19 protein-coding genes and 1 pseudogene are annotated in these 20,521 nt (G+C 57.4%); 14 read left to right on the top strand and 6 right to left on the bottom strand.

Translation table 11 applies throughout. From position 1 onward, the window contains the following. Positions 1-5: 5 nt before the first annotated feature. Genes ACTG1K_RS07555 through ACTG1K_RS07525 form a run of 7 tightly spaced genes read left to right on the top strand, consistent with a single transcriptional unit; the run spans position 6 to position 8,952 of the window. Positions 6-2,216, top strand: a complete 2,211-nt coding sequence (locus tag ACTG1K_RS07555) for a chemotaxis protein CheA (protein WP_270820827.1) — start codon at positions 6-8, stop codon at positions 2,214-2,216. A 10-nt stretch (positions 2,217-2,226) separates the two neighbouring features. Continuing rightward, complete coding sequence (locus tag ACTG1K_RS07550) at positions 2,227-4,152, top strand: HAMP domain-containing methyl-accepting chemotaxis protein (protein ID WP_440005032.1); 1,926 nt, start codon at positions 2,227-2,229, stop codon at positions 4,150-4,152. A gap of 12 nt (positions 4,153-4,164) precedes the next feature. Then, positions 4,165-4,734: a chemotaxis protein CheW gene (locus ACTG1K_RS07545; RefSeq protein ID WP_110303373.1), complete on the top strand. Its 570-nt coding sequence runs from the start codon at positions 4,165-4,167 to the stop codon at positions 4,732-4,734. Positions 4,735-4,777: 43 nt separating this feature from the next. Continuing rightward, on the top strand, positions 4,778-6,532 hold the full coding sequence (locus tag ACTG1K_RS07540; RefSeq protein ID WP_425857370.1) for a methyl-accepting chemotaxis protein: 1,755 nt from the start codon (positions 4,778-4,780) through the stop codon (positions 6,530-6,532). A 57-nt stretch (positions 6,533-6,589) separates the two neighbouring features. Continuing rightward, positions 6,590-7,393, top strand: coding sequence for a CheR family methyltransferase (locus ACTG1K_RS07535; protein WP_040068586.1), 804 nt, complete (start codon positions 6,590-6,592; stop codon positions 7,391-7,393). Between the two features lie 3 nt (positions 7,394-7,396). Continuing rightward, entirely contained in the window at positions 7,397-7,888 is a 492-nt protein-coding gene (cheD, locus tag ACTG1K_RS07530; RefSeq protein WP_005349556.1) for a chemoreceptor glutamine deamidase CheD, read from the top strand. Further along, positions 7,885-8,952: a protein-glutamate methylesterase/protein-glutamine glutaminase gene (locus ACTG1K_RS07525; protein ID WP_101531219.1), complete on the top strand. Its 1,068-nt coding sequence runs from the start codon at positions 7,885-7,887 to the stop codon at positions 8,950-8,952. Before cheD ends, ACTG1K_RS07525 begins: the two co-directional genes overlap by 4 nt. Before the next feature lie 2 nt (positions 8,953-8,954). Here the strand turns inward: ACTG1K_RS07525 and ACTG1K_RS07520 are convergent. From ACTG1K_RS07520 to ACTG1K_RS07505, 4 genes and pseudogenes are all read right to left on the bottom strand, one after another. Continuing rightward, positions 8,955-9,084 (bottom strand): annotated as a pseudogene (locus ACTG1K_RS07520) (IS3 family transposase); the annotation flags it as partial. Then, on the bottom strand, positions 9,071-9,202 hold the full coding sequence (locus tag ACTG1K_RS07515) for a hypothetical protein (protein ID WP_259583982.1): 132 nt from the start codon (positions 9,200-9,202) through the stop codon (positions 9,071-9,073). The gene ACTG1K_RS07515 and the pseudogene ACTG1K_RS07520, both read right to left, overlap by 14 nt. A gap of 157 nt (positions 9,203-9,359) precedes the next feature. After that, positions 9,360-10,514 carry a 3-phenylpropionate MFS transporter gene (locus tag ACTG1K_RS07510; RefSeq protein ID WP_376890146.1) on the bottom strand — a complete coding sequence of 385 codons (1,155 nt, stop codon included), beginning with the start codon at positions 10,512-10,514 and terminating at the stop codon, positions 9,360-9,362. 289 nt (positions 10,515-10,803) lie between these two features. After that, positions 10,804-12,873 (bottom strand): TonB-dependent hemoglobin/transferrin/lactoferrin family receptor, encoded by a 2,070-nt coding sequence (locus ACTG1K_RS07505; protein WP_376890145.1) that lies wholly within the window; start codon positions 12,871-12,873, stop codon positions 10,804-10,806. Between the two features lie 192 nt (positions 12,874-13,065). On the opposite strand from ACTG1K_RS07505, the gene ACTG1K_RS07500 reads away from it, so the two are divergent. The 3 genes from ACTG1K_RS07500 to ACTG1K_RS07490 are packed head-to-tail and all read left to right on the top strand — an operon-like array spanning position 13,066 to position 15,038. Then, complete coding sequence (locus ACTG1K_RS07500; protein WP_440005031.1) at positions 13,066-14,037, top strand: ChaN family lipoprotein; 972 nt, start codon at positions 13,066-13,068, stop codon at positions 14,035-14,037. Between the two features lie 25 nt (positions 14,038-14,062). Next, a complete protein-coding gene (locus ACTG1K_RS07495) occupies positions 14,063-14,617 on the top strand; it encodes a cysteine hydrolase family protein (RefSeq protein ID WP_106842875.1) in 555 nt (184 codons plus the stop codon). A gap of 37 nt (positions 14,618-14,654) precedes the next feature. Continuing rightward, a complete protein-coding gene (locus tag ACTG1K_RS07490; protein WP_005335256.1) occupies positions 14,655-15,038 on the top strand; it encodes a hypothetical protein in 384 nt (127 codons plus the stop codon). An 87-nt stretch (positions 15,039-15,125) separates the two neighbouring features. On the opposite strand, the gene hutZ is transcribed toward ACTG1K_RS07490, so the two are convergent. Continuing rightward, a complete protein-coding gene (gene hutZ / locus ACTG1K_RS07485) occupies positions 15,126-15,683 on the bottom strand; it encodes a heme utilization protein HutZ (RefSeq protein WP_005335257.1) in 558 nt (185 codons plus the stop codon). Beyond that, positions 15,680-16,192: a heme utilization cystosolic carrier protein HutX gene (gene hutX, locus ACTG1K_RS07480; protein ID WP_368152730.1), complete on the bottom strand. Its 513-nt coding sequence runs from the start codon at positions 16,190-16,192 to the stop codon at positions 15,680-15,682. The genes hutZ and hutX overlap by 4 nt, the downstream gene beginning before the upstream one ends. A gap of 170 nt (positions 16,193-16,362) precedes the next feature. On the opposite strand from hutX, the gene ACTG1K_RS07475 reads away from it, so the two are divergent. From ACTG1K_RS07475 to ACTG1K_RS07460, 4 genes are all read left to right on the top strand, one after another. Continuing rightward, the gene (locus ACTG1K_RS07475) at positions 16,363-17,214 is read left to right on the top strand and encodes a heme/hemin ABC transporter substrate-binding protein (RefSeq protein ID WP_440005030.1); all 852 of its coding nucleotides are present in this window, start codon (positions 16,363-16,365) and stop codon (positions 17,212-17,214) included. Next, positions 17,211-18,242, top strand: a complete 1,032-nt coding sequence (locus ACTG1K_RS07470; protein WP_440005029.1) for a FecCD family ABC transporter permease — start codon at positions 17,211-17,213, stop codon at positions 18,240-18,242. The genes ACTG1K_RS07475 and ACTG1K_RS07470 overlap by 4 nt, the downstream gene beginning before the upstream one ends. 11 nt (positions 18,243-18,253) lie before the next feature. Beyond that, on the top strand, positions 18,254-19,066 hold the full coding sequence (locus tag ACTG1K_RS07465) for a heme ABC transporter ATP-binding protein (RefSeq protein ID WP_440005028.1): 813 nt from the start codon (positions 18,254-18,256) through the stop codon (positions 19,064-19,066). A gap of 80 nt (positions 19,067-19,146) precedes the next feature. Next, positions 19,147-20,412 (top strand): endonuclease/exonuclease/phosphatase family protein, encoded by a 1,266-nt coding sequence (locus ACTG1K_RS07460; protein ID WP_440005027.1) that lies wholly within the window; start codon positions 19,147-19,149, stop codon positions 20,410-20,412. The last annotated feature ends 109 nt before the right edge of the window (positions 20,413-20,521 follow it).

Genomic DNA, 20,521 nt, shown 5'->3' with positions numbered 1-20,521 from the left:
TCACCGTGAGCATCGATCTTGATCAGGCTTTACAAACCTATATCGCCGAGGCACGCGAGTTGCTTGAAGAGATGGAGTCAGCCCTTCTATCACTGGAATCTGACCCTGACAATAGCGAGCTGATTGGTGCCATCTTCCGTGCTGCTCATACCATCAAGGGGTCAGCTGGCCTGTTTGGTCTGCAACCAATCGTCGGGTTTACCCATATCGTCGAGGATCTGCTCGACCAGATCCGCAATCAGCAGCTCACCGTCACCTCTCCTCTGATCAAGGATCTGCTGGAGAGCTGTGACCACATCCAGACGCTCATCAGTGTCGTTGCAGAACAGGGCAGCACGTTAAGCGATAGCGATGCCAACCAGGATGAACGGCTGAGGCTCACCCTCACCCGTCATCAGTGCGTCCCCCATGCCACGCTGCCAGATACTGTACATACGCCGGAACCCAAGATCGAAAAAGAGGGAGGAATTACCAGCTCCGCCTCCCTGTGGCATATCTCCCTGCGTTTTGGCCCCGATGTGCTGCGCAATGGCATGGATCCGGCCGCATTTCTGCGCTATCTCGGCACCCTCGGAACCATATGTTCAGTGGAGACAATCCATCAGGCGCTACCGGATTGGGAACAGTTCGATCCGGAGAATTGCTACCTCGGCTACGAGATAGACTTCGACTCGCAGGCAGACAAGGCGGCCATCAGCGATGTCTTTGAATTTGTCAGAGATGACTGCCAGATCACCATCTTGCCACCCCACAGCAAGATCGCCGAGTTCATCAACCTGATCGAGTCGCTGCCGGAAGATAGCGCCATGCTGGGGCAGTTGTTGGTCAACACCGGCGCCCTCACCGCAGAGGAGTTAGCCAGCGGTCTGCAGGCACAACAAGCGACCCCGGCAGAACAAGCGCCCAAACTCGGGGAGATCCTGATTGCGCAGGGTGCTGTCAACGAAGCCGTCGTCGATGCCGCCCTGAAAAAACAGAACCAGACCAAGGAGAGCAAGAGCAAAGAGGGCCGTTACGTCAGGGTGCATGCCGACAAGCTGGACGATCTAATCAATCTGGTCGGGGAGTTGGTAGTCGCCAGTTCAGGAGCCAATCTGCTGGCCCAACGCACCCGCGAAAGCCAACTGCAGGAAGCCACCTCGGTCATTGCCATGCTGGTGGAAGAGATCCGCGACAGTGCACTGCGCCTGCGCATGGTGCCTATCGGCGATACCTTCAACCGCTTCCAGCGGGTGGTGCGCGATGTCAGTCAGGAACTGAACAAGGATATCACTCTGGTGATCTCCGGAGCCGAGACTGAACTGGACAAGTCGGTGGTAGAGAAGATCGGCGATCCGCTGATGCATCTGGTCAGAAACTCGATGGATCATGGCATTGAATCGGCAGAGCAACGGCTGCTGGCAGGAAAACCCCCCCGTGGCACCCTGAATCTCAATGCCTATCACGACTCCAACAGTATCGTCATCGAAATTCGGGATGACGGTGCAGGTCTCAACAAAGCCAGGATCCAGCAAAAAGCCATCGAGCGCGGTCTGATCAACCCAACCACCACGCTGACGGATCAGGAGATATACAACCTGATCTTCGAGCCGGGGTTCTCTACCGCCGAGGCGATAACCAACCTCTCCGGTCGCGGGGTTGGCATGGATGTCGTCAAACGCAACATCACTGCCCTACGTGGCACGGTCGATCTGGACAGCATCCCGGGAAAAGGAACCCGTGTGCAGATCCGCCTGCCGCTTACCCTTGCCATCATCGACGGCTTCCTGGTGCGAGTCTGCGATACCCACTACGTCATTCCCCTCGATATGGTGATCGAGTGCGTTGAATTGACCCAGAGTGCACTGTCCGACACCCAGGGTCGCAATTACATCAATTTGCGTGGCGAGGTGCTGCCCTTTATCCGCCTGCAACACTACTTCGATACCAATGGCAGCAAGGGGCGGCGCGAGAACATTGTCGTGGTCAGCCACGCAGGCAAAAAATCCGGACTGGTGGTGGATGAACTGCTGGGAGAATTCCAGACCGTCATCAAACCGTTGGGAAAATTGTTCCAGCGCCTGCAGGGCATCAGTGGCTCAACCATTCTGGGGGGGGGAGAGGTCGCCCTGATCCTCGACATTCCTTCGCTGATCCAGCACGCAATAACTCAGGAATCCTGTCAGCTCAACAGGTTGACAGTGTCGCGCAACCTGCCTCAATCCAGCATCAACTGAGGGGACCATCATGTTAAAAAATTCCACCATCAAATTGCGTCTTATTGTACTGCTCTGCATGCTCTGCCTACTGCTGCTGGCCGTTGGCAGCCTCGGGTTATACAACATGCAGAGCAGCAATACCGGGTTGCAGCGCGTTTACAACGACAGGGTGGTTCCCCTCAAGCAGCTGAAGACCATCTCCGACAGCTATGCCGTCTCGATCATCGACAACCTCAACAAGGCCAATGCGGGGCTGATCCCGGCAGAAGAGGCTTTGAAGCAGATACAACAGGCCCAGCAGACAATCAAAAACGAGTGGCATCACTACCAGTCCACCACTCTCACACCAGATGAACAGCGTTTGTCAGCCGAGGCGACAACCCTGTTCAACGCGGCCGATACCGATATTGGCAAGCTGGAGAAATACCTCGCCACCCAGCACGGCATGATTACTGGCATGCTGAACAATTTTGACGGTGCCCTCTATGGCTCCATCGACCCTATAGGCAACAAAATCACCGAGCTGGTCAACCTGCAGCTCAATGTGGCCAAGTCGGAATATACCGCAGCGCAATCTTGGTATGACGTGATGCTGATAACCATGGCGGTGGTTATCGCGGTCGGCATCGCACTCGCAGCCTGGTTTGGCACCCTGCTAATCAAAAGCATCATCACCCCCATCGAACAGGCTCTGCGCGTGGCCAATAGTCTGGCCGATGGCAATCTAGATGTATCGATCCAGATAGAGTCCAACGATGAAGCGGGTCAGCTCTTGAGGGCGATGGATAACATGGTCAAGAAACTGGGAGCCTTGATCACGGATATCGAAACGCTGGTCACCGCCGCTGTCGAACAGGGCGACTTCAGCCACAAGATTGCGCTGGAGGATCGTCAAGGATATATCAAGCGGGTATCCGAGCTGCTGAATCGCCTCTCCCATGTGACAGATACCAGCCTGGAAGATGTGATGCGCATCGCCACCGCGCTCTCCAAAGGGGATCTGACCCAACGGATCGATGAGCCCTACCCAGGTATTTTTGGCCAGACCAAAGACGGCCTCAACCGGACCATCACTGCGCTGACCAATATCATCGAAGAGGTACGCAACGCCGCCGACAACCTGACCAATGCCTCCAATCAGGTGAGCAATACGGCGCAGGCATTGAGCCAGGCCACCAGCGAGCAAGCAGCCAGCGTTGAAGAGACCAGCGCCTCTATCGAGCAGATGAGCGCCAGCATCAATCAGAACACCGAGAACGCCAAGATCACCGACAGCATGGCCAGCAACTCGGTGCTGGAGGCAACCGAAGGGGGCCAATCCGTTCAACAGACGGTGACCGCCATGCAGCAAATCGCCAAGAAAGTCAGCATCATCGACGACATTGCCTACCAGACCAACCTGCTTGCCCTAAACGCCGCCATCGAGGCGGCTCGCGCCGGAGAGCATGGCAAAGGCTTCGCGGTGGTTGCTGCCGAGGTAAGAAAACTGGCAGAGCGCAGCCAGATCGCAGCGCAGGAGATTGGTGAACTCTCTTCCGACAGCGTCAGCAAGGCAGAGCGGGCTGGCAACCTGCTGGAGAGGATCGTCCCCTCCATTCGCAAAACCTCTGATCTGGTACAAGAGATCAATGCTGCCTCAGGCGAGCAGGCCAGTGCTGCCAACCAGATCAGTCTGGCCATGAACCAGCTTAACCAGGTGACACAGCAGAATGCGGCCAGCAGCGAGGAGCTGGCAGCCACAGCCGAAGAGATGAGCTCGCAAGCCAGCGAACTGCAGCAAACCATGGCCTTTTTTGCTCTGGAGAAAAGTGCGCAGCTCAACATCAGGCCCCATGAAACCGGCCACAAGGGCATGCCTCCCAGAGGCAGTTTCATCGCCCCCCCACAACGGGCCAGCCAGCCCAATCAACCATCATCCCATTCCATTGATGACGCGGATTTTGTCCGCTTTTAACCGGAGGCGACCATGCATACATCCACCGACATCACGGTGCCATCAGCGGCCGCTGACGAGAGCAGTGGCGATGCCCAGTACCTGACATTTCTGATCAACAACGAGATGTTCGCCATCAATATTCTGGGGGTCAAAGAGATCATCGAATACGGCAATATCACTCCGGTTCCGATGATGCCGGGTTTTATTCGCGGCGTAATCAACCTCAGAGGAGCGGTAGTGTCGGTCGTAGACTTGAATGCCCGCTTTGGCAATGCACCTTCGGTCATCACTCGCCGCAGTTGCATCGTCATTATTGAGGGGGTGGCCCCGCAGGGCGATGAACCTTTAGGTCAGGATATTGGCGTTGTGGTGGATTCCGTATCGGAAGTACTGGGTATCCCACAAGCAGATATCGAGCCCCCACCCAGTTTTGGTGCCCGCATCCGGGCCGATTTCATCAGCGGCATGGGCAAGGTCAACGGCAAATTCGTCATCCTCATCGATACCGGGAAAGTGTTGTCACTCGATGAGATGGCTCAACTCAACGAACTGGCCCAGCCACAGGCAAGGTTGCCACAAGGCAACCTGCAACCCTCCTGAAAAGGCCTCCATACTCCACGACATGCAGCATAAGGAAACGCTCATGACCCAATCACTCTTAGGAAAACTCTTCGGGGACAATGCCACCGAAGTGAGGCAGCGGACCCAGTTACTCGACGCAATCGGCCAGCTGCAACACGCAGTCTTGGCAGAGCAGGTTCCAGCACCACTCGATCTTTCCGGTATGGACAGTCCCTTTCGTGAAGTAGGACATGCCATCAACGAGGTGGTCACCTTGCTCAGTGACAAGCTGGAACAGAGCCGCAACGACATTAAAAAGAACCAGGTACTGCTCCATGAGAACCAATTGGTTCGCAAAGCCCTCGACTGCGCCAGTACCAACGTGATGATTGCCGATACCAACCTCGACATTATCTATATGAACGAGGCAGTGACCGGCATGCTCAATCAGGCTGAGACCGACATCAAGAAAGAGCTCTACAGCTTCAACGCCAATCAGCTGATGGGCGCCAACATCGACAGCTTTCATAAAAATCCCGGCCATCAGCGCGCCATGCTGGCCAAACTCAACAGCACCTACCGCACCCAGATACAGCTGGGGGGGCGCACCTTCTCCCTGATCGCCAATCCGGTCTTCAACGATACCGGAGAACGGTTGGGATCCGTGGTCGAATGGGCCGACAGAACCAAGGAAGTGATGATAGAGAAAGAGATGTCCGACATTGTGCAGGCCGTGATTAATGGCGAGCTGCACCGCAGGATGGAACTTGCTGGCAAGAGCGGCTTCTTTCAGGCGATGGGAGAAGGGATCAACCAGATTGCAGAAGTGATCGACAGCACCCTCAACGACGTCATCCGGGTCGTGCAATGTTTGGCAAAAGGGGATCTGACCCAACAGATTGAGGCGGACTACCCCGGTGTGTTTGGCACCACCAAGGATGCGCTCAACAAGACCATCGCTTCGCTCACCAACATCGTCACCGAAGTGCGCGGCGCCTCTGACAACCTCTCCAGTGCCGCCGAGCAGGTAAGCGCGACCGCCCAGTCGATCAGCCAATCTAGCAGTGAACAGGCCTCCAGCATGGAGGAGACCAGCGCCTCCATCGAACAGATGAGCGCCAGCATCAACCAGAATACCGACAATGCCCAGGTCACCGATGGCATGGCCAGCAAGGCAGCCAAAGAGGCCGTAGAGGGAGGAGAAGCGGTCAAACTGACTGTGGATGCCATGAAGCAGATCGCCAGACGGATTGGCATCATCGATGACATCGCCTACCAAACCAATCTGTTGGCTCTCAACGCAGCTATCGAAGCGGCGCGGGCAGGCGATCACGGCAAAGGCTTTGCCGTAGTGGCGGCGGAGGTGCGCAAACTGGCCGAACGCAGCCAGGTTGCAGCACAGGAGATTGGCGAGCTGGCCTCCAGCAGTGTCGAGATGGCGGAAAAAGCAGGTCGTTTGTTGGATCAGATGGTTCCTTCAATCAACAAGACCTCGGATCTGGTGCAGGAGATCAGTGCCGCTTCGGTTGAGCAATCCACCGGTGTCAGCCAGATCAACCAGGCCATGAACCAGCTGAGTCAGGTTACCCAGCAGAACGCTTCTTGCAGCGAAGAGCTGGCTGCCACAGCAGAAGAGATGAGCAGCCAGGCTGAACAGCTGCAACTGGCCATGGAGTTCTTTACCTTGGAGGCCCACGCCAAAGAAGGTAAAGCAGCCAGCTCGCATCTTCACCCCAATACCCGAGGTCGCTTTATGAACGAGAGCACTGCCAACAGTCGGGAACGAGCCGCCACAGTGCAACGCCCCATCGGCGATGGCGATTTTGTCCGGTTCTAGTCACGGGAGAGGCGTTGCCTCTCCCATCTCCGACAACACAGGTAGAGGAACAGTTTTTTGTATCAAACCCAGCTGCATGATGATGAGTTCTCCCGTTTCCAACGCTGGCTTCATCAAACGGCGGGGATAGAGCTGTCTCCGGCCAAGAAGGCGCTGGTAGCCAGCCGCCTGGCGAAGCGACTCTGCCACTATGAGCTGGATAGTTATGACGACTACTTCCAGCTCATCATGAACGATCGCAGCAGCGAACTGCAGCTGGCGCTCGATCTCCTTACCACCAACGAAACCTACTTTTTCAGGGAGCCCAAACACTTCGAGTTTCTGACACGGGAGATAGTCTCAGCGCTCCCGCCCGAGCAACCATTGCGGGTCTGGAGCGCTGCCAGCTCATCCGGCGAGGAGCCCTACAGTCTGGCCATGACCCTCGCGGAAAAACGCAGTACCTTCAACTGGGAGATCCTGGCCTCCGATATCTCGTCCCGGGTGCTGGAACAGGCGATGAGCGGTCGCTACCCCATCGAGCGGGCGCAAAATATTCCACTGCCCTTTTTGATGAAATATTGCCTCAAGGGTGTGGGCCTGCAGGAGGGCATCTTCATCATCGATCGCAAGTTGCGGGACAAGGTGCAGTTCATGCAGATCAACCTCAATCAGGATCTGCCGGACATCGGCATGTTTGACGTCATCTTCATCAGAAACGTGATGATCTACTTCAACAAGGAGACCAAAGGGCAAGTATTGCAGCGGCTGGTACCCAGACTCAAACCCGGTGGCTACCTGCTGGTGAGCCACGCCGAGAGCCTGCATGGCCTGCACCACGGCCTGCAGCTTGTCTCGCCTTCCATCTATCAGAAGAGATAAGTCATGACTCGGGAGGTGATCCTGCAACCGGGAGAGCTCTTTTTTGGCAAGGAGGATGTGGTGGTCAGAACCGTACTGGGCTCCTGTATTGCCATCACCTTGTGGCATCCGGAGCAGAAACAGGGAGGAATGTGTCACTACATGCTGCCAAGTCGGCGCAATCCCTCTACCAAGCTGGATGGGCGCTATGCCGATGAGGCCCTCGCCTTGCTGCTGCAAGCGGCCAGTCACTATCCCGCCCCTATCCATGAATATGAGGCCAAGTTGTTCGGGGGTGGCAACATGTTTACCGAGCCTCAATACGCACAGAGCGACAACAATGTCGCCGCCAAAAATATTCAGGCAGCCTGGCAGCTGACCCGACACCTTGGCCTTGATATCAAGGCTCATCATCTTGGCCATAGCGGCCACCGAAGCTTGCTCTTTGAGCTCAGCAACGGCAGTGTCTGGCTCCGCCATCATCGTCTGCCACATCAACGGGAGTCGCGAGAATGAAGCAGATCCGGGTCATGCTGGTGGATGATTCCGCCGTGGTCAGACAGGTATTGCAAGCGGTGCTGGAGCAGGAGCCCGATATCCGGGTGATCGCCACAGCATCGGATCCCCTGTTTGCCCAGGAAAAACTGAAGAAAGAGTGGCCTGACGTCATCGTGCTCGATGTGGAGATGCCCCGTATGGATGGCATCACCTTTCTCACCAAGATCATGGCAGAGCATCCAACCCCGGTGGTGATCTGCTCCTCCCTCACCGAAAAGGGGGCCGAGACAACCTTGCAGGCAATGGCTGCCGGCGCGGTGGACATCATCACCAAGCCGACCATGGGGATAAAAAGCTTTCTGCAAGAATCTGCCCACGACCTGGCCATGGCGGTACGTGCCGCGGCCCAGGCCAACCTCAAGCGCGTGGGCAAGCCCTCCTCTGTACCAGTCAGCACCAAACTCAACGCGGATGCTATGCTGGCGCCCAACCAGCACGCCATGGCACAAACCACAGAGCGGCTCATCGCCATCGGCACCTCAACCGGCGGCACCCAGGCACTGGAAGCCGTGCTGACTGCCTTGCCCCGGGTCAGCCCCGGCATTGTCATCGTGCAGCACATGCCAGAGAAATTTACCGCTATGTTTGCCGAGCGGTTGAACGGGGTCTGCCAGATAGAAGTGCGGGAGGCGAGAAACAATGACCGGGTGATCCCTGGGCTGGCGCTGATTGCCCCCGGAGGCAAGCATATGCTGCTCAAACGCAGCGGTGCCTACTATCATGTCGAGGTGGTCGACGGGCCGCTTATCAACCGCCATCGCCCCTCGGTGGATGTGCTGTTTCGCTCTGTCGCCAAATATGCCGGCAAGAATGCCACCGGCATCATCATGACCGGCATGGGGGATGATGGTGCCCGGGGATTGCGCGAGATGCTGGATGCGGGTGCCAACACCTATGCCCAGGATGAGGCCTCCTGCGTGGTCTTCGGCATGCCCAAGGAGGCGATCAAGCTGGGAGCCGCCCGCCATGTGCTCCCCTTGCAAGAGATGCAGTACGCCATCCTCGGCAAGTTAGTATCATGACGCACCGCTGTCAGGTAATGCCAACGACCACCTGCACAGACATAGCTGATATCGCTACACCTGATTGGGTTGCGGAACATCAAATTCGCGGGCCAGCAGCTTGGGAATGTCCAGTCGTTCAGACTGTACCACCTAAAATGGTGTCCGGGATGATTAGACCACTACACTCGCCTTTTTCAATCTGCTCGACCAGCGCCAGTTTAAAAGTCAGCGAGTAATTGCGCTGCGTCCGTTTCACACCTTGTCCCATCGGGTTCTCCATTTATTGGGAGGAAAGGTGTAAACCATATTCAGGACGGGACAAATCAATCCAAAAAAGCGAACAACAATGTCATTAAGGCTTAACTGACTTACATTTGAGTCGAGAAGCTTCTTTTTGGCTGTGTTACGATTCGGACTGGTAAGTATCAGGCCGGAGCACTCTCCTGCGCAGACGGCGCAAAGGGGCGCAGCCGAAGGAAGAACACCGGCAAGACCACCAGCACCATCAGTAAGAAGATGCCGCCGCCGAGAGGCTCGAACAGCACGCCGCAAAGTGCCATCAGGGCCGCCACCGTCATGCCGAGGCCAAGGGCCGCATAGAGCGCCTGAGTCGGGATCAACTGCTCGGCCGGTAGCTGACGGGTCATAAAGCGCACCGCCCCCAGATGGCTCATACCGAACGTCACCGAGTGGAGCAATTGCCCCAGCACCAGCACCCACAACTCGGTCGAGGCACCCAGCAATACCCAGCGCACCACACAACCGATGGCACCGGCGATAAAGAGACTCTGCGCGCCAAAGCGCTGCAAGAAACGCTTGTCGGCGGCGAACATGCAGATCTCGGCCACCACCCCGATCGCCCATAGGTAACCGATGATGGTGCCGCTATACCCTTGCGCCTTCCAGTAGATGGCACTGAAACCGTAATAGGCGGCGTGGCTCCCCTGCAGCAGAGCGGTCAGCAGCAGGAAGCGACGCACCGGCGCGCTGCGCAGGGTTGCCAGCAAGGACGCCTTGGCGCGCTCGCCCTGACTATCCTGTGGCGCCGGATAGAGCGGCAGCCAGCTGAGCAGCAGCATCAGCGCCAGCCCCGCCACCATGGTGTGCAAAATCCAGTCACTACCGAAGTTGCCCACCAGCGCCCCCACCAGGGTAGAGGCAACGATAAAGGCAAAGGAGCCGCACAGCCGCACCTTGCCGTAATCGAGGTGCGCCTGCACCACCATGCGGGTCGCCAGCGCCTCTCCCACCGGCATCAGGGTCGGATAGATAAAGTTCGCCAGCAGGGTCAAGCCCACCAGCCACCAGAGGTTATGACTGAGATAGAAGCCGAGAAACGCCAGCAAACTGAGCAGGGAGAGCAACCGGGTAACCGACAACAGATGGCCCGCCCCCTTGATCTGCCCCATCACCATCAGGTTGCCGGCAAAGCGGATCGCCATCCCCGCCCCCAGCAGGAGACCAATCATCTCGGCGCTGACGCCCACCCCCTCCAGCCAGAGCGACCAGAACGGCAAGTAAGCACCGTAGACAAAATAGAAGGCGCCGAAAAAGAGCGCTAACCAGGAAAACGCGGGCATAGATCCTCTGCAACCGGATGACGGGAGCGGAATGATAACCCATCCACCCCGCAGATCCCGATGGAAACCCTGCGCAGAAAACGAAAAAACTTCAATAAAATTGAACTATTACCGAAGAGGTGGGGTCTACCTGGTAACACCTCCTCCTGGTTAGTGTTGCAATCCTTCCACCCGCCCATGGCGGGTTTTCTTTTTTAGGCAAACATTTGCTGTGCTCCATCGTCACAACATGGCGGCGACAAAAAAGGGGCCGAAGCCCCTTTGATCATCTGCGTCTGTTGTTTGCTCTTTAGAATACGTATTTGACCCGTGCACTCAGGTTGCGGCCCGGTTCAGTAAAGGTACTAATATCAGTTCTGACTTCTTTCCCTGCGAGACGATTATATGTGGCGTATTCCCGATCAAACAGATTGAAGACCCCAACGTTGAGTTGCAACTCAGGCAAAAGATTAAACTGAGCGTACATATCCACCGCCCCCCAACCCGCAGACTTAATAAGCTCCTTACCGTCCTTATCCTTACCGTCCTTACCGACCTTATCCATATCATCAGCAAAGCGAAGGGCGGTATTGAAATTCCAGAGTGCTTGTTCAAAACGTACACCGACATTCCCACTAAGAGGGTTCAGTGATTCAACATAGCTCCCATTTTGATCTTTTCCATTGATGTATGACAGAGCACCCCAAGTATATATATTATCATCGAACCAGTAACCAAGTTTCAACTCAGCCCCATTTGTATTGACTTTCTTCACGTTGACATACTTAGTCACCATTGTCATACCTGTGTGACCAAAGGATGATGTGTTTTCTTTATCAATAAAATCTTTATATTTTGTCCTGAACACAGAAATATCATAGTCAAAGGTATCTGACTGACCGCGAGCTCCGAGATCAATACCATCACTACTTTCTGGACGTAAATCAGGGTTAGGGATAAAGATATGAGTAAAACCTGGTGCACTATAACTACCAGATGCTAAAGACTCACTATATGTTGGAGCCCGGAAACCATGGCTATATTGAGAATATATATTCACCAGTTCATGGGCCTTATATACAAGGCCAAGCTTTGGAGATAGTTCACCTTCCTTGATCTCTCCAAATGATGATTTATCGTTACTGGAAGTAGCTTGCAGTTCATAATGATCATACCGCATGCCCGGAGTTAGCAGCCATTTATCATTAATCTGGATATTATCAAAGAACCACACCGCAGCACGCAGCGTATCGCTATCCGGAAAGAGACTTCGGTTCGCGATTGCACCACTCGGGTAACTGGTTTTTGTCTTTTCACGTTCTGTGGTTAATTTTTCATACTCAAGACCCCAAACAATATTGTTTGCCCCAAAATGCTTGTCAAACTGCAGCTGTGCGCCCAAGGCATTCTGTAAAAACGTACTATTCTCTGAACTTCCATTTGCTGTATTGCCAGTATTTTTATTATTGCCCTGGTCAAATTTACTGATGTAAACCTTCGAAGAAACTCGATCTGTTAGCATTGAGCTAATTTTAAGCTGGTGATCCAACATGATGCGATAGTTTTCACTTTTCTCATCTTTAAGTCTCAAATCTTTAGCGTTATCAAACGGATCAGATTCTTTATCCTGATCGTAATAATCAAATGTCAGCTGCGCCTGCTGTACTGCTGATATATGCCATTTGCTTTTGAGCAGAACGGAACGGTCAACAATATCAAAGTCATACAAACTTGATTTATAGTTCTGTTTGACGCCGCCATTACGCTCTGTATAGCGTAATAGATGCTCAAAATCACCGGTACGCAATGCGGTTGTAAAACCGCCCATCCATTGCCCATTTTCGGAGGCATAACCACTGGTCACATCAACATAGCTGTTTTTATTACGCAAAAAATCCGATGCATCTTTGGTCGTAATCGCAATAACCCCACCGATAGCATCTGAGCCATACGCAGTTGAAGCAGGTCCTTTAACAATTTCAACCTGCTTGATCATGTCAGTATCGAAGTAGTTCTGTCCTACACCACCTTCGCCATAAGCATCGTTTTGACGAACACCATCGCTCACCACTTTGACGCGATTTCCACCCATACCACGCAATGAGAAGGTCTGACCATCAGTCGCACTATGGCTACCGCCATTCACGGTCACACCGGGTTCGTAGCGGAACAAGTCGGCCACATTGGTGACGACCTGCTCTTCAATCTGCTTGGCGGTGATCACCGAGATGGGGCCGGAGACATCTTCCAGTTTTTGCTCCATCCGTGAGCCGCTGACGACCACGACTTCATCCGCCTTCTGGGTGGCAGCAAAGACCTGGGAAGAGAGACCGGCTGCCACGGCGAGGGCAACCAGAGAAAGTGCGTTATGATGGGTCACAGCGAATCCTTATTGAGAACTGTTATCAAACAGGCCGCATATTACCCGGCTCCCGACAAAGATCAACAAGAAACGAAATCATTCTCATTTGTTTTGAACCAAATTGGTTTTACACTGTCGCCCTGTGTTGCCCTTATTCTCTATTAGCCCCCGAGATGCACCGGCATCCGGGCATATCAGCCGTGAGATCCCATGATTAGACGACTTCCCCTGCTCGCCCTGCCGCTGCTGCTGGCAGCCTGTGCCACCCCCACCCAACCGACCCAGTCATCACAGTTGCAGACGCTCTATGACTACCGGCTAAGCAGCGAGGGAGACGCAGACCTGACGCTGGAGCAGGCAATCGCGCGCATTGCCGACGCAGACATCATTCTGGTGGGTGAGCTGCACAGCCATCCCGCCGTGCATCTGTTGCAATCGCGCCTGCTGAGCGGACTCTACACCGCAGGTCTGCAGCACGGTCGGCCATTGACCCTCTCCATGGAGCAGTTCAGCCGTGCCGATCAGAAGACGCTGGATGCCTATCTGACGAACCAGATTGGTGAAGCGGCCTTGATCCGCGAAGGCAACGCCTGGCCCAACTATCCAAGCGACTACCGCCCGCTGGTAGAGTTTGCTAAAGCGCACCAGATGCCGGTGATCGCCGCCAACGCCCCCAAGCCGCTGGTGAGCTGTGTCGGTCAGGAGGGGGCTGAGTGGCTAGACAAACTGCCCGCGTCGCGCCGCAGCCAGCTGGCCCGCCAACTGACGCTGGGGGATGATCCCTATCGCCAGAAATTTATGGCTTCCATGCACCACGGCGATGCCGACAGCAACGCCCTCCGCTTCGCCGCCCAGACCAGCTGGGATGACACCATGGCCGAGAGCATGGTGGATTATCTCGCCAAGCACCCGGGCCAGCAGATCATGCATATCGCCGGCAATTTCCACGTCGAGGGGGGGCTTGGACTCGCCAGTCGCATCGCCAGCCGCAATCCTGCCCTCAAGGTAGCGCTGGTCGTGCCCCGCACAGATGAGACCTCTGTTGCAGATCCCGCAGCCGATGTGCAGGTAACCATCATGCCGCTGCCTAAACGCTGGCAAAACAGTGACGAGATGAAGCAAGATATGGGCGCGCTGCATCAATCCCGCAGTCGTGACTGCAGCCAGTGGCTGCAACCCTAATCTTCCAGGAAACGGCGGGTAAAATATGGATGTGTTACTGATCATCGATGTGCAGCAAGGCTTGTTCAACGAGCCCCGTTACCGCCAGGAGCAGGTGCTGGCCAATATCAACCGGGCTGCGGCCCATGTCAGGCAGCAACAGGGACGGGTCATCTATATCCAGCATGACTCGCCCCCCGGTACTGAACTGGAACCGGGCACACCGGGTTGGCAGTTGCACAGTGCGCTGCAACCGGCCAAGGGAGAGAGCCGGGTGCGCAAAACGGCCTGTGACAGCTTTCTCGACACCGAGCTCGCCTTCCTGCTGGCCGAGCAGCCGGTCGATCGACTCATTCTCTGTGGCTGCGCCACCGATTTTTGCGTCGACACCACAGTGCGCAGTGCTGCCTCCCATGGGTACGAGGTGCTGGTGTTGAGCGATGGTCACACCACCGCCGATCGCCCCCACCTTAGCGCGGCCCACATCACCGAGCACCATCACTGGATGTGGCGCCACCTCAGCCTGCCGGAGGGGCGCAGTGTCACCCTGCTCACCACCGACGAGCTGCTGGCAGTAACACCCGCCCTGCAGCCGTGCTAATCTGCGAGCCTCGCCTCGTTTCTCACTGGAGTCTGTCGTGCGCCTGTTGTCTGCCACCCTGTTGTTGATTGTTCCCCTGCTGTCGGCCTGCTCCAGCTTGCCCGGCCAGAAGTATGACGGGCCGGAACCCCTGTTTCTGACCCACATCAACGAGGAGGGGAGTAAACGCTTCACCTTTGAAGCCGCGCCCAACGACACCTTGCCGCGCGGCCTCTCGGCGGCCCAGAGCCAGCGGCTGCTGGAACAGCGGGAGGCGTTACAGGAGAACCTGCTGACCGAGACCCTGGCGACCAAGCAGTATTGCCGCCAGGGCTACATAGTGCTGAGCCAGACCTCCTGGAAGGTGCGGGGAGAGTGCAACGAAACGGCCACCGACGCCGATCGTCGCGCTTTTCCCAACAAGGCCAGCTGGCAGGATTGATCAGGCCGGATGAGATAACGCAATAAAAACGGGCAGCCAATTGGCTGCCCGTTTTGTTATGACGGCTGTCGTGGTTGACAGAGATTATCAGACAGGCGCATCGGCCGGGCTGGTGAGCTCGGCACCGTTGTCGATGCGCTTGTGCCCTTCCACCAGATGGACGAAATCCACCAGCTCGTCACCGGAAACCGCGAACGCCTGTCCGAAGCCCTTGACGAACAGCCCCTGTTCCGGCTTGAGGCGGAACAGTTTGAAATCCTTGAGGTTGGAGAGACCCTTGATGATCTCGCCAAAACGCCCCTCCAGCGCAGCGACCGCCTTGCTCCAGCGGGCGTCGTCACGGGCCACCACTTCAGCCACCGCATCGAAGGTCAAGCGCTTGCGGGCAAACAGCTCGCGGGCACCGCTCTCATCCTCGATCAGCATCAAGGATACCCGGGGCACCTGTTGCAGGTTGCGGGCGTGGCGGGCGATCTCGGAGATCAGCACATAGTAGCCATCTTCCTGCAGCACAAACGGGGCATAGCTGGCGTTGGGATTGCCTTCGCCATCGACGGTGGCGAGCTGCAGGGTGCGGCAGCTGTCGCGAAATTCGCGGATCTCCGGTTGCAAGCGGTTCTGCAGACGCTCCTGACGTTCACTCATGCTTTGACTTCCTCTTGAGAGTTGTGGCGCAGCGCCATAAAACGGGTGACCTGATCGTCCAGCAACTGGCGTTTCTCGTCGCGACCCAGATAGACCTTGAAAATGCAGCGGCCGGAGTGACCGAAGAACTGGAAGGAGTGCCCCTCCTTGCCCATGAACAGCTTGCTGACCAGCGCAATCCCCGCCACGTTGTCGAGCTTGAGATGACCATGCAGCTCACCGTCGCGGCCCATCAGGTTGTAGTAGCCGCGTGCGTCCTTGCCTTTCGGGAAGGGGGCTTTTACCTCGAAGATGGAACCTTCTGATTCGACGATGGTGGTCACCGGGCCCCAGTCGGCCAGATCTTCCAGCAGACCTTGTGCGCGATCGGCGGGCAGCAGGGTCACCAGCTCGGCGGGCAGATGGCGAACCACCTCCCATTCGCTGATGGCAAGCTGGGCCGCCAGGGTGGACGGATGAACGCCGGGATCCTGCTCCAGCAGCGCGTGAATGCGTTGTGCAATGCTCATGTTTTCTCCCTCTGCGGGACCATACTGTCCCGCTGTTTATCATGGCGGCTACTCTAATAAAGCACCGAAACCAATGCAATTGATAATTGCTATCATTATCAGTGCATTTTTTCCAAAGCCTTGATATTCTCGGCGGCACACCCGTTTCATTCACCCCTTCGGAGGTTAGCATGGGCCGTCGTCTTGCCCTCGCCATCACCCTGCTCTGCAGTTCACTCTCTTCCTTCTCTGCCGTTGCCGCCGACGGACAGAAAGAGCGTATCGTCAGTATCGGCCCGGCCACTACAGAACTCATTCTGGCCCTTGGCGGTGAATCGAGCCTGATCGCCACCGATGTCAGCAGCCCCTTGCCAAAAGGGTTGCCCAAGGTGGGTTATCACCGGGCACTGGCCGCCGAAGGGATCCTGAGCCTATCCCCCACCCGACTGGTGGGCAGCGACGAGATGGGCCCGGCCCCGACCCTGGATCAGCTGCGTCGTGCCGGGGTCAAGGTGGAGGTGCTGGATACCGCGCCGACCCTCGCCAACCTCAATCAGCGTATCGACACCCTCTCCAGCCTGCTGGGCGATAAAGCCGCTGGCGATCGCCTGAAGGCAGAGATCCAGGCTCAGACCGATCAGCTGGCGGCGCAAGCCAAACAGAACAAACCGCTCAAGGTCGCCTTCCTGCTGCTGCACAAGGGGCAACCCACCAGCATCGCCGGGGGGGACACCACAGCCAGCGCGCTGATCTCGCTGGCAGGCGGCATCAATCCGGTCGCCGAGTTGCGCAACTACAAGCCGGTATCCGCCGAATCCCTCATCGAGATGCAGCCCGATCTGGTACTGGTCAGCGGTCGTGACTGGCAGCAATATGCCGATCCGGCCAAGGTGCTGGCAGAAGTGCCCGCCCTGGCCACCACCCCGGCTGGCAAGCGCAACGCCATTCACGCCATCGACGGCCACGCCCTGCAAGGGGGCCTGAGCCTCAACTCCTTGCAACAGGCGAACCAGATCGCCCAGTGGATCAAGCAGGGGTCATGATGCGGTTACCCCTCTCCTGGCTGCTGGCCTTTACCACGGCCGCACTGGCACTGTTGCTGCTCGGTTCGCTGGCAACCGGCCCCATGACCCTCACCCTGGGCGAGAGTCTGCGGGCGCTGTTTGCCGGGCAGGAGAGCGGGATTGAGTCGCACAAACTGCTGATCGTGCAGGAAATTCGCCTGCCGAGAACCCTGCTCTGCATCGCAGTGGGGGGGATTCTCGGGCTCTGTGGCGCCGTGATGCAGGGGCTGTTTCGCAACCCCCTGGCTGACCCCGGCATCATAGGTGTCTCCGGCGGTGCGGCGCTCGGCGCGGCGCTCGCCATCGTGCTGCTGGCCCCCCTCGGCCAGCAGCTGCAAGCCTCCATAGGGGTTGGTCTGCTGCCACTGCTCGCCTTTCTCGGCGGCGCGCTCACCACCACTCTGGTCTATCTGCTCGGCACCCGTGAGGGGGGTACCTCGGTCACCGTCATGCTACTGGCCGGGGTCGCCATCACTGCGCTCTCCGGTGCAGTGATCGGCCTGCTCACCTATCTGGCGGACGATCAGATGCTGCGCAACCTGAGCCTGTGGCAGATGGGAACGCTGGCGGCAGGCAAACCGGCCGATGTGGCACTGGCACTGCTCACCCTGGCGGCCCTGCTGTGGCTCTTTATGCGCGATGCCAATCCCCTCAATGCCCTGCTGCTGGGTGAAGGGGAGGCTCGTCATCTGGGGGTCAATGTGCAATCCCTCAAGCGCCGCCTGATTCTGCTCACCGCAGCGGGCGTCGGGGTGGCGGTGGCGGTATCGGGGATGATCGGCTTCGTCGGGCTGGTGGTGCCCCATCTGGTGCGCCTGCTGGCAGGCCCCAACCACGTCAGGTTGCTGCCGCTCTCGGCCCTGCTTGGCGCCGCCCTGCTGCTGGCAGCCGATATGCTGGCACGCACCCTGCTGGCCCCTGCCGAGCTGCCGGTGGGCATCATCACCGCCCTGCTCGGCGCCCCCTTCTTCATCTGGCTGCTGGTAAAAGGCCGCCGCGCCCTGTGATACGGACTGTTATGCAACCACTCTCATCCTCACTCTCCGCTCCCCTGTTAAGCTGCACCCGACTCAGCCTGCGCCGTGGCCAGCGCCAGATCCTGGATGGGCTCGATCTTAGTCTCGAGAGCGGCACCCTCACCGCGCTGCTCGGCCCCAACGGGGCGGGCAAGAGCTCGCTGCTCAAGTGCCTGACCGGCGAGCTGGAATATGAGGGCTCCATCACCCTGTTTGGCGCGGATCGCCAGCAGTGGGACAGCAGCCAGCTTGCCCACCGGCTCGGGGTATTGCCGCAAAGCTCCTCACTCAACTTCCCCTTTCTCTGCGAAGAAGTGGTCGCCATGGGGCGCTTGCCCCACAGTGAACCGGCGGCGCGGCGTGACGAGATTGTGGCGGCGGCCATGACCCATGCCGGGGTCGATCATCTGGCCAAACGGCTCTATCCCGGGCTCTCCGGCGGCGAGCGGCAGCGGGTGCAGTTTGCCCGGGTGCTGGCGCAGATCTGGCAGGCCCCCTCTCCGACCGAGCAAGCCGAGCAACCCCGCCTGCTGCTGCTCGACGAGCCTACCTCGGCACTGGATCTGAAATACCAGCATCAACTGCTCACCATGGCGCGCGCCCTAGCCAGCCGCAATACAGCTGTGCTGGTGGTGCTGCACGACCTCAATCTGGCGGCGCGCTATGCCGACCGGCTGGTGATGCTGGAGCGGGGCAAGCTGATGGCCGATGGCACGCCTGCCGAGGTGCTGACCCCCGAGCTGATCGCCCGGCTCTATGACTATCCGGCACAGGTGATCCACCACCCCGAGAGCGGCCTGCCGATGGTGGTGTAGTCATTCTTTCTGATGCGAGATGCTCGATCGAACCACTGCAACCCTATAATGGCAGCCTGTTAACCGACGCAGGTGTCACCATGATTCGCTTTGCCACGTTTAATGTCGCTTTTGATCGCTCTGCTGCCGGTATGCTGACCGGTGAGCTGGCGCTGACCCGCACCGAGCAGGATGCCCTGCTGGCCCGCCTCGCCGAAGGGAGCCTGAGCGGCGCCACGGAAACCAAAGCCAAGAACGTGCAGCAGATCCGCAACGTGGCGGAGATCATCCAGCGCACCCGTCCGGATGTGTTCCTGCTCAACGAGTTCGACAACGACGGCAAAGGCGAGAGCACCGCCGATCTGAAAGCCTTCAACGACAACTATCTGGCTCACGCCCAGCACGCAGAGGTGACGGCCATCAGCTATCCGGTGATGCAGAACTTCGCCACCAACACCGGCCTGATGAGCGGTTATGACCTCAATCTGGATGGCAAGGTCAACAGCGGCCCCGACGATGCCTGGGGCTTTGGCAACTACCACGGCCAGTACGCCTTTGCGGTGATGTCCAAATACCCCATCGACACCAAGCAGATCCGCACCTTCCAGCACTTCAAGTGGAAGGATATGCCGGGCGAGCAGAACCCCATCATCGATGACTGCAACAATCCCAAGGTCAAGATCCCGGCCAGCCGCCAGTGTGGCGATGCCTGGTATTCAGACGCAGCCTGGCAGCAGTACCCGCTCTCCTCCAAGAACCACGCCGATGTGCCGGTACGCATCAAGACCGAGAAGGGTGAAGAGGTGATCCACTTCCTGATCTCCCACCCGACCCCGCCAATCTTTGCCAACGCGGCACGCCACACCGTCAAACACAACCGCGCCGAGATCGCCTTCTGGAACGACTACGTCAAGGGTCTCAACTACATGACCGATGACAAGGGCACCAAGGGTGGGCTGGCCAAAAACGCCAAGTTCGTCATCGCCGGCGATCTCAACGCCGATCCGCTCACCGGTGACGGCGACCTGACCGCCATTCAGGATCTGCTAAACAACCCGCTGATGAATCAGGCCATCACCAATGGCACCCTGATCCCGGTCAGCGAAGGGGGACCGGAGTGTGTCAGCAAAGGGGCCGACTGCAAACGTAACCTCAATCGCCCCAACCCGGAACGGATCACCAACTCCAGCGTGCTACAGCTGGATCACGTCATCCCCTCCGCCAACCTCAACGCGGTCAAGAGCGGCGTCTTCTGGCCTGCCAGCTTCGAGGCCGGTTATCACCTGGTCTATGATGCGAAACTCGGCATCGCCAAGGGAGTCAGCTCGGATCACCGCATGGTGTGGGTCGATCTCAAACTCGATTGAGCCACCCACTGACTGCCAATTCGGGGGCCTCTTGGCCCCCTTTTTGTTGCCGCCATCTCGCCACTTCTGCCGCTGGCTCAAGCGCCATGCTGAGTAACCAGACAGTTAC

The organism is Aeromonas sp. 102P, assembly GCF_051920345.1.
GTDB classification, from domain to species: domain Bacteria; phylum Pseudomonadota; class Gammaproteobacteria; order Enterobacterales; family Aeromonadaceae; genus Aeromonas; species Aeromonas veronii.
Note: the sequence above shows the minus strand (reverse complement) of the source record. Positions and strands in the feature narration are given on the sequence as shown.

Bases quoted from the DNA above. Each gene is read 5' to 3' on its own strand.
- ACTG1K_RS07550 (WP_440005032.1), top strand. From the start codon at position 2,227: ATGTTAAAAAATTCCACCATCAAATTGCGTCTTATTGTACTGCTCTGC.
- ACTG1K_RS07545 (WP_110303373.1), top strand. From the start codon at position 4,165: ATGCATACATCCACCGACATCACGGTGCCATCAGCGGCCGCTGACGAG.
- ACTG1K_RS07540 (WP_425857370.1), top strand. From the start codon at position 4,778: ATGACCCAATCACTCTTAGGAAAACTCTTCGGGGACAATGCCACCGAA.
- cheD (WP_005349556.1), top strand. From the start codon at position 7,397: ATGACTCGGGAGGTGATCCTGCAACCGGGAGAGCTCTTTTTTGGCAAG.
- ACTG1K_RS07525 (WP_101531219.1), top strand. From the start codon at position 7,885: ATGAAGCAGATCCGGGTCATGCTGGTGGATGATTCCGCCGTGGTCAGA.
- ACTG1K_RS07515 (WP_259583982.1), bottom strand. From the start codon at position 9,202: ATGGGACAAGGTGTGAAACGGACGCAGCGCAATTACTCGCTGACTTTT.
- ACTG1K_RS07510 (WP_376890146.1), bottom strand. From the start codon at position 10,514: ATGCCCGCGTTTTCCTGGTTAGCGCTCTTTTTCGGCGCCTTCTATTTT.
- ACTG1K_RS07500 (WP_440005031.1), top strand. From the start codon at position 13,066: ATGATTAGACGACTTCCCCTGCTCGCCCTGCCGCTGCTGCTGGCAGCC.
- ACTG1K_RS07495 (WP_106842875.1), top strand. From the start codon at position 14,063: ATGGATGTGTTACTGATCATCGATGTGCAGCAAGGCTTGTTCAACGAG.
- hutZ (WP_005335257.1), bottom strand. From the start codon at position 15,683: ATGAGTGAACGTCAGGAGCGTCTGCAGAACCGCTTGCAACCGGAGATC.
- hutX (WP_368152730.1), bottom strand. From the start codon at position 16,192: ATGAGCATTGCACAACGCATTCACGCGCTGCTGGAGCAGGATCCCGGC.
- ACTG1K_RS07475 (WP_440005030.1), top strand. From the start codon at position 16,363: ATGGGCCGTCGTCTTGCCCTCGCCATCACCCTGCTCTGCAGTTCACTC.
- ACTG1K_RS07470 (WP_440005029.1), top strand. From the start codon at position 17,211: ATGATGCGGTTACCCCTCTCCTGGCTGCTGGCCTTTACCACGGCCGCA.
- ACTG1K_RS07465 (WP_440005028.1), top strand. From the start codon at position 18,254: ATGCAACCACTCTCATCCTCACTCTCCGCTCCCCTGTTAAGCTGCACC.
- ACTG1K_RS07460 (WP_440005027.1), top strand. From the start codon at position 19,147: ATGATTCGCTTTGCCACGTTTAATGTCGCTTTTGATCGCTCTGCTGCC.